Raw genomic sequence first — 8,142 nt, forward strand, 5'->3', positions numbered from 1 at the left:
CCCCCCCCCCGCCGCACCTGGGACGGCCGTACCGGCGCCCGCTACGAACGCATGCTGCGGGCGGCGGAAGCCGCGGGGAACCTGGAAGCGGCCGAAGAGTGGGAAGAGCGGCTGCAGCGCTTCCGCGAGGCGCGGCACCGCCGCCGCATGGACCTGCTGCACTCCCCGGTCGACGCCGCCAAGGGTGTGGCCGTCGGCACCGGCATGGGCATCGGCACGCTGGTCGCCCTCGGCATCGTGATGGCCATCAACACCGGCCGCGTCGGCGACGTCATCACCCCCCTGTCCGCGACCATCGACTTCATCGCCCTGATCATCCGCATCGTGCAGGTGGTGTGGGGCCCGGCCCTCACCATCGGCCCGTTCCTCGCCCTGCTCGCCCTGTGGGCCGTCGGCAGCAAGCAACAGGCCGCACCCCAGTGGGCCCTGCCCGCCAACGTCCGCAACGGCGAGGGTGAGCCGATCACGCCGTCCATCGTGGTCAAGGCCCTGCGCGACCTCGGCGTCCCTGCCCTGCGCAACGCCATCAAGGAGATGGGCGACGCCGGCGCGAGCATGCTCGGACCGATCACCATCGCCGGATGCGGCGTGGAAGTCGACGTCACCCTTCCCTCCGGGGTCTCCACGGTGGAAGTGCAGAACCGGCGCCGCAAGCTCGCCGAGAACCTGACCCGGCACGAGCACGAGGTGTTCATCACCATCCCGCAGGCCGCGCGGACCGTGCGGCTGTGGATCGCCGACTCCGGCGCGCTGGACGAGCCGATCGGCCCCTCGCCGCTGGTCACGGACGAGACGATGACCGCCGACTACGCCAAGGGCCGCGCCCCGTGGGGCCAGGACCTGCGCGGGGACGCCGCCGCGCTGTCTCTGTATCAGCGGCACCTGCTCATCACAGGGTTGTCGAACCAGGGCAAGACCGTGGCCCTGCGCTCCCTGGCCCTGTGGCTGTCGCTGGACAAGTCGGTGCAGTTCCTCATGGGCGACCTCAAGGGTGTCGGCGACTGGGCCATGTTCGACGGGCTCGCCACCACCCTGATCCAAGGCCCGACGGATGAGCACGTCATCCAGGTGACCGAGATGGTCGAGAGCGCGGTGGACGAGATGAACCGTCGCATCCAGGCCCCGCCCGGCACGCAGTTCCCGCCCCTGATCGTGCTGGTGGACGAGGCGCAGGTGGCGTTCATGTGCCCCGCCAAGGACGAGGAAAAGCGCCCCTACGGCGGGTCCAAGGCCAACTCCCGGTACTTCATGGCCGTCCGCAAGATCCACAACCAGGGGCGGGCCGTGAATGTGCTGATGTGGCAGGGCACCCAGGACCCGACCAACGAGAACCTTCCCAAGCTCGTGCGCGAGGGCGCCCACACCCGCGCATCCCTCGCCCTGGGCACCGAGTCGCAGGCCCGCATGGCACTCGGGGACAAGGCCGTCGACGGCGGCGCGGCCCCGAACCTGCTGCGACCGGGCCTGGACCGGGGAACCCTGGTCGTCGCCTCCGACGGCATCACCATCCCGGCCGGACAGTCCTCCATCACGGTGCGCACGCACTACATCGATGACGACGCCGCCAAGGCCATCACTGACCGGGCCAAGGCGATGCGCGACGGCGTGACCACCCTCCACGCCATCGACCGCAAAGAGGAGCACGACGCGCTCGCCGACATCGCCGCCGTCATCGGCGACGCGCCCCGCGTCCGCACCAAGGACGTCCTCGCCCGCCTCGCCACCCGCAACCCTGGCGTGTACGGGGAGTGGTCGTTCCTCGACCTCAAGCGCGTCCTGGACGACGCCGGCGCCGGGCCGTACAAGTCCGACGGCGTGATGGTCGTCGCCCGCGACCGCGTGGCCCGCGCCCTTGCCAACCGCGACACCGAAGGTTCCGCTTCCGCCGACTGACGGCAGGGAGCCGACCCCGCACGGGTCAGGGAGGCAGGGAGAACTCCCTCACCCCCTCCCTGACCCGCCTCCCTGGCCCTGACCTGCACGAATGATCGTCCAGGGAGTCAGGGAGGCGCGCAGGTCAGACCCCCGAAACACCCCTCCACACGGCACCCCGAAGGGGGTGCCTCCGCCTCCCTGAACCAGCACCGGAAGGGATTCCGCATGTACCCCGAGAACACCAGCCACGCCCTGGCACACGGGGCCGTGGAAGTCCACCACCCGACCCCGATCACGCCCGCCATCGCCGTGCCGACGCCGGTCGTGCCGGTGCAACCGGGCCACGTTCCGGCAGTGGCGAGCATCGTCCTGCCCGACGGCCGCGTCGTCACCGGCTACGCCATCAACCCCGCCCAGCCCCAGCCGGTCGCGGCAAAGCCGCCCGTCTCCCGCACTGCGGTGAACGTCGCCCTCGGAGGCGTCGGCTTCCTCGCCGTGTGCGGCGGACTGCTGCTGCTCACCTCGTTCATCGCCGCGCTCACCGCGTTCGTCACCCAGCTCATCATCCTGGCCGCCGTCATCTTCGGCGGATGGATCGCCGTCCAGGTGTTCAGTGCGAGCGGCCACCAGGGCGGCACCACCGTGCACATCCGCAAGGCCGTGATCAAGCGCAACCACTTCCACGGCTAGCAACGCCAAGAGCGGCCCGCGTCTCGCCAAAGCCTCGGGCCGCTCTTGTCCACCTGCCAACCATTTGACCTGTGGAGGTCTCCCAGCATGACGCAACCCGCCCCCATCCGGCGAGTGCCCGGTCACCGGCCGCGCCTACTGGATCTCTTCTGCTGCGCCGGCGGCGCCGGGACCGGCTACGCACGCGCCGGGTTCGCCGTGGACGGCTGCGACGTCGCCGACCGGCCCAACTACCCCTTCCCGTACCACCGGGGCGACGCCCTGGCCTACCTCGCCGACCTGATCGACACGGGCGGGATCCGTCGGTACGCGTTCGTGCACGCCTCCCCGCCCTGCCAGCACGGCTGTGCGCTCACGGTGGGCACGAACGCCTCGCAGGGCTGGGGAGGCACGCACGTCGACCTCGTGGCACCCACGCGTGAGCTGCTGGACGCCACCGGCCTGCCCTACGTCATCGAGCAGCCCAACGGCCGCGCGAAGATCCGCAAGGACCTCACGCTGTGCGGCGAGATGTTCGGTCTCGGGGTGATCCGGCACCGCAACTTCGAGTTGGGCGGCTGGACCATTACCCGGCCGGCGCACCGTCCGCACCGGGGCCGCGTGCGCGGCTACCGGCACGGCCGGTACTACGACGGCCCCTACGTCGCCGCGTACGGCAACGGCGGCGGCAAGCCGACCGTCCCGGAGCTGCAAGCGGCGATGGGCATCGACTGGACCGACGTGCGCGAGGAACTGACCGAGGCCATCCCCCCGGCCTACACCGAGCACATCGGCCGCGCCTACCTCGCCGCCCACGCCCCCGCCCTGGAGGTGGCGGCATGAGTGCGACCTCCAATTCCCTGCCCACCGCGCTGAGCCTGACGGCGTCCGGGGTGCCGGTGCTGCCCCTGCGGCGGGGAAAGGTGCCCTTCGGCAACTGCGCAGCGTGCGCGGACAACGCGTGCGGCGGCCGGCCGAACATGAAGACGCCTGGCCCCTGCTGCTGCCCGGCCCCATGCCACGGATGGGCCGCCGCCACCACCGACCCCGCCGTCCTCACCTCCCCGGCCTGGACGGCCGCATGGCGTCGGGCTGTCGCCGTCGCCTACCACCCTGGCGGCGCCGGTCTGACCGTGGTGGACCTGGACGACGCGGAAGCCATCGCCTGGGCCCGTGCCACGCTGCCCGCGACACGGACCGTGCCGACGACGCGCGGTGAGCACTGGATCTACAGGGGCGTCATGGCGTCGTCCAACGGGGTGCGTCCCGGGGTCGACCTCAAGTCGACCATGGCCTACGCCCGCTACCTCGGACCCGGCACCGGCCGCCTGGCCGACCTGCCGGACACGGTCCGCGCCCTGGCCGTCAAGGCGCCGTCCCCGGCCCGGCCGGTGCCGCACACCGTCAGCGTGCCCGCCGGCGGCGGGGAGTGCTGTCACCGCACGCCCGCCTACCTGGAACGCGGGATCGCCATGGCCGAGCAGCGCATCACCGAGGCTCGCAGTGCGGTCCACGCCACGGTGTACCGGACGTTCCTCGCGGTGCTGTCCACGCACGGCCGGTGCGGCTGCCTCACCGACGCGCACATCGGCCGCCTGTTCACCGCCGCGCAGGCCAAGGGCGAGACGCTGCGGCACTGCACGGACGCGTGGGCCAACGCCCGCACCACGTTGGGACTGTGAGCATGTCCGACGACGAAAAGAACCCCGCCCGCCAGATCATCACCGACTACGCGCAAAGCCATTTCCGGTACTTCCGCACCGCTGACGGGACCGTGTACGCGCAGCGCAACGGCCACCCCGTGGCCCGCCCGATCCGCTCGCAGGGCACGACCGGCAGCCACCGGCAGGAACTCATGGTCGGACTGTTCCGCGACGGCATCGGCGTGTTCAACGGCACCGCCATGAAGGAAGCACTCGACTTGATCGAAGCGCTGGCGCTGACCGAGGACGTTCAGCCCGTGCACATCCGCGTCGCCCCCGGATACGACGGGGCCACGTGGCTGGACCTCGGGCGCAGCGACGGGCAGTCCGTGCGTATCCACCCCACCGGCTGGGACATCCGCACCCCCGACCCGAAGGAAGTCTGCTGGCGGCGTACCCAGCTCACCGGGGAACTGCCCCTGCCCGCCAAGGACACCAACGGCAAGGGCATCGATCTGCTGATGCGGCTGTGCAACTTCGCCACCGCCGAGACCGAGTGCCTGGCCATCGCCTGGCTCATCGGCTGTCTCGGCCCGTCGGTTCCCGTCCCGGCCCCGTTCCTCACCGGCCCGCAGGGTGCCGGCAAGTCCACCGGTGGACGGATGCTGGTGAGGATCATCGAGGGCATGACCGGCGACCTGCGCCGCGCACCGAAGGACGAGGAAAACCTGATCGCGGCGGTGGCGGCCGGATGGGTCACGGCGCTGGACAACCTGTCCCACATGACGCCGGACCTGTCCGATGCGATGTGCTGCATCGTCACCGGGGCCGAGAACGTCAAACGCGCTCTGTTCACCGACGGGGACGTCTTCCGCGTCGGCTATCGCCGCCCTCTGCTCCTGACCGGCATCGATGTCGGCGTCATCCGGCCCGACCTCGCCGAACGGCTCCTGCCTCTGCGGCTGGAGCGGCCGAAGGTCCGGCGCACCGAAGACGAGCTGTGGGCGGAGTACGCGGAGGCACTGCCCGTCATCCTCGGCTCGCTCCTGGACCTCACGGTGAAGGTGCGCGCGGCTGAGGCGGAGACCCCGCCCGACCTGCGCATGGCCGACTTCGCCCACCTGTGCGCGCAGCTCGACGCGGCCACCGGACTGGGAGCGCTCGCGGCCTACCGGGCCAGCCTGGACGACCTCAACGACGACGTCATTGAGGGCGACGTGCTGGCGCAGACCGTGCTCAAGCATGCCGCCGGCATCGAGCCGGGCCCCGAGCAGCGGATGACGTCCGCCGAATGGCTGCACTGCCTCACCGGCCTCTACACGGGCGAGGACTTCCGTCCCCTGCCGAAGGGGTGGCCGACCACGGGCAAGGTGCTCTCAGACCGTCTCAAGCGGCTTCAGCCCCCCCTCGCGGCCCGGGGCGTCCTCGTTGACTGGGGCCGTACCAACACGGCCCGCTACATCGAGATCGCGCGGCCGTCCACCGCACCGGTCCCGCCCGAGCAGGAAGCGGCCTTCTAACCGCCGGGACCACGGCGGCCCGGACAAGCAAGAGGAGCACCCGGCCCCGCGTGCTCCTCTTGCTGTTCGGCGGCAACGCCGCCCTGCCATGGACGCGCCGCGAAGCGGCTCCTTCTTCACGCTCTGAGCCGCGCACCACAACAGACACCACCCCCTTCTTGTCCGAAGGAGGAAGACGCTGCGTCACCTGCGTCACCCACGCCCCGTAAACGGCGTGTGACCTGCTGAAACAGCGGTGACGCAGACGGCCGATCCCTGCGTCACCCCGCGTCACCCGCGTCACCAGATGACGCAGGCATGCGTCACCGGTGACACGGCCCCCGGCTACTGCGTCACCGAGAATCCGCAGGTCAGAGCGGCGAATGACGCAGATGACGCAGGTGACGCAGAAATCCGCACCTCGGACACACGTCTACTCCCCATCCAGACACCGCCACGACCGACGAGGACAGTCCCAGAGGAGACCGTTCCATGAGCATCGCCACCGTGGACATCGCACCACTCGCTGAGGCTGGCGACCTGGCCCCCGTTCTGTTGACCGTCGAAGAAGCCGCCCGCTGCCTCCGTATCGGCCGCACGACCTGCTATGCCCTCATCCGCACCGGAGAGCTGGAGTCCCTGACCATCGGCGGGCTCCGACGCGTCCCCGCCGACGCCCCGGCCGCCTACCTCGCCCGCCGCCGCGCCGAGCAGCGCGCCGCCTGACCTCACCCTTCCGGGGCGCCGCCCGACATTCGGGCGGCGCCCCGGTCTGTCTACCTCGCACCAACCGGAGGAACTGCCAATGGCAGAGGAGAAAAAGCGCACTCGCCGAGCCAACGGCGAATCGGCCATCTACCTGGGCCAGGACGGACGCTGGCACGCCCGTGTACCCATGGGCTACAAGGACGACGGAACGCCCTACCGCCGCCACCTGACGCGCCCCACGCGCAAAGAGCTGGTGGACGAAGTCCGGCGCCTGGAAAAGCAGCGGGACGAAGGTTCCGCGCGCCAGCCCGGCAAGCCGTGGACGGTGGCGAAGTGGCTTGAGCACTGGGTCGAGAACATCGCCCGGCCCGTCGTGAGCGAGAACACGTACGCCGGCTACGAGGTGGCAGTCCGGGTGCACCTGGTGCCGGGTATCGGTCGGCACCGCATCGACCGCCTGGAGCCCGAACACCTGGAGAGTTTGTACCGCCGGATGCAGAACGCCGGCAGCAAGGCAGGCACCGCGCATCAGGTTCACCGGACGGCCCGTACGGCTCTGGGGGAAGCGGTGCGGCGCGGCCACGCGGTGAAGAACGCCGCCGCGCTGGCGAAGCCTCCGAGGCTGGAAGAGGACGAGAAGGAGGTAGAGCCGTACTCGGTTGACGAGGTACAGAGCCTCTTGCTTGAGGTGAACAAGCGCCGCAACAGTGCCCGCTGGATGCTGGCACTGGCCCTCGGGCTGCGGCAGGGAGAGACGCTCGGGCTGCGGTGGTCCGACGTGGACCTGGACAACGAGTACCTGAAGCTTCGCCGGAATCGGTTGCGGCCGAAGTACGAGCACGGGTGTGGTGAGGCGGCGCCGTGCGGCCGGAAGGCTGGCTACTGCCCGGCCCGGGTACAGGTGCGGCGCGAGACGAAGAACACCAAGTCACGCGCCGGGCGCCGCGCCGTGCCCCTTCCGGGCCCGCTGGTCGTGATGCTCCGCTCTCACAGGGAGGCGCAGGCCCGGGAGCGCGCGGCGGCCGGGAATCTGTGGACCGAGTCCGAGTACGTCTTCACCAAGCCGTTGGGCGGACCGCTCAGCCCGAACACGGACTACCACGACTGGAAGCGGCTGCTGGAAGACGCCGGCGTCCGGGACGGTCGCCTACACGATGCGCGGCACACTGCGGGCACCGTGCTGATGCTGCTCGGGGTCCCGGACCGCGTCATTGACCAGATCATGGGTTGGGAGCCGGGCGGCGCCGCCCGGATGCGGGCGCGGTACCTGCACGTGACCGATCCCATGCTCAAGGAGGCGGCCCGGAAGATCGAGCGCGCCATCTGGGGAGCCCCAGAAAACCTCGCTGTGGACAAAGACCAGGACAACGAGGCGTAGGGACAACGTCGAAGGGCCCCCTGTTTCCAGGGGGCCCTTCGACATCGTGCCCGGTGAGGCACTGGCGGAGGATACGAGATTCGAACTCGTGAGGGGTTGCCCCCAACACGCTTTCCAAGCGTGCGCCCTAGGCCTCTAGGCGAATCCTCCGCCGGAAACATTACATGACCGAGAGGAGTGCTCGCGAACTCGTTCCCCGCCCGGGACATGCGGTAGCCTCTGCATAGCCCCTCACGCGGCGCTATCTGACTGAACTCCCCCAGGGCCGGAAGGCAGCAAGGGTAGGTTGGCTCTGGCGGGTGCGTGGGGGGCGCTTGCGTTTCCGGCGGGGCGGCCCGGGGGCCGTGGCCTTCCGGCCCGCGCCCGGTCG

7 protein-coding genes, 1 tRNA gene and 1 other RNA gene are annotated in these 8,142 nt (G+C 70.5%); 8 read left to right on the forward strand and 1 reads right to left on the reverse strand.

Features of this window, described 5'->3' with window-relative positions; translation table 11 throughout:
* From FGW31_RS17925 to FGW31_RS17955, 7 genes are all read left to right on the forward strand, one after another.
* A partial coding sequence (locus FGW31_RS17925) for an FtsK/SpoIIIE domain-containing protein (protein ID WP_142194458.1) occupies nucleotides 1-1,893 on the forward strand: 1,893 nt, incomplete at its 5' end.
* Between the two features lie 207 nt (nucleotides 1,894-2,100).
* Nucleotides 2,101-2,565, forward strand: a complete 465-nt coding sequence (locus tag FGW31_RS17930) for a hypothetical protein (protein WP_142194459.1) — start codon at nucleotides 2,101-2,103, stop codon at nucleotides 2,563-2,565.
* 87 nt (nucleotides 2,566-2,652) lie between these two features.
* The gene (locus FGW31_RS17935) at nucleotides 2,653-3,387 is read left to right on the forward strand and encodes a DNA cytosine methyltransferase (RefSeq protein ID WP_142194460.1); all 735 of its coding nucleotides are present in this window, start codon (nucleotides 2,653-2,655) and stop codon (nucleotides 3,385-3,387) included.
* Nucleotides 3,384-4,226 (forward strand): bifunctional DNA primase/polymerase, encoded by an 843-nt coding sequence (locus FGW31_RS17940; protein ID WP_142194461.1) that lies wholly within the window; start codon nucleotides 3,384-3,386, stop codon nucleotides 4,224-4,226. The genes FGW31_RS17935 and FGW31_RS17940 overlap by 4 nt, the downstream gene beginning before the upstream one ends.
* A 2-nt stretch (nucleotides 4,227-4,228) precedes the next feature.
* The gene (locus FGW31_RS17945; RefSeq protein WP_142194462.1) at nucleotides 4,229-5,707 is read left to right on the forward strand and encodes an ATP-binding protein; all 1,479 of its coding nucleotides are present in this window, start codon (nucleotides 4,229-4,231) and stop codon (nucleotides 5,705-5,707) included.
* 471 nt (nucleotides 5,708-6,178) lie between these two features.
* Nucleotides 6,179-6,412, forward strand: coding sequence for a helix-turn-helix domain-containing protein (locus tag FGW31_RS17950; RefSeq protein ID WP_142194463.1), 234 nt, complete (start codon nucleotides 6,179-6,181; stop codon nucleotides 6,410-6,412).
* Nucleotides 6,413-6,491: 79 nt separating this feature from the next.
* On the forward strand, nucleotides 6,492-7,772 hold the full coding sequence (locus tag FGW31_RS17955; RefSeq protein WP_142194464.1) for a tyrosine-type recombinase/integrase: 1,281 nt from the start codon (nucleotides 6,492-6,494) through the stop codon (nucleotides 7,770-7,772).
* A gap of 62 nt (nucleotides 7,773-7,834) precedes the next feature.
* On the opposite strand, the gene FGW31_RS17960 is transcribed toward FGW31_RS17955, so the two are convergent.
* A tRNA-Ser gene (locus FGW31_RS17960) sits at nucleotides 7,835-7,922 on the reverse strand.
* 72 nt (nucleotides 7,923-7,994) lie between these two features.
* Between FGW31_RS17960 and ffs the strand changes: the two genes are divergently transcribed.
* An RNA gene (gene ffs, locus FGW31_RS17965) (signal recognition particle sRNA small type) lies at nucleotides 7,995-8,093 on the forward strand.
* Nucleotides 8,094-8,142 lie beyond the last annotated feature (49 nt).

Origin of the sequence: Streptomyces calvus (genome assembly GCF_006782915.1) — a bacterium.
Lineage (GTDB): Bacteria > Actinomycetota > Actinomycetes > Streptomycetales > Streptomycetaceae > Streptomyces > Streptomyces calvus.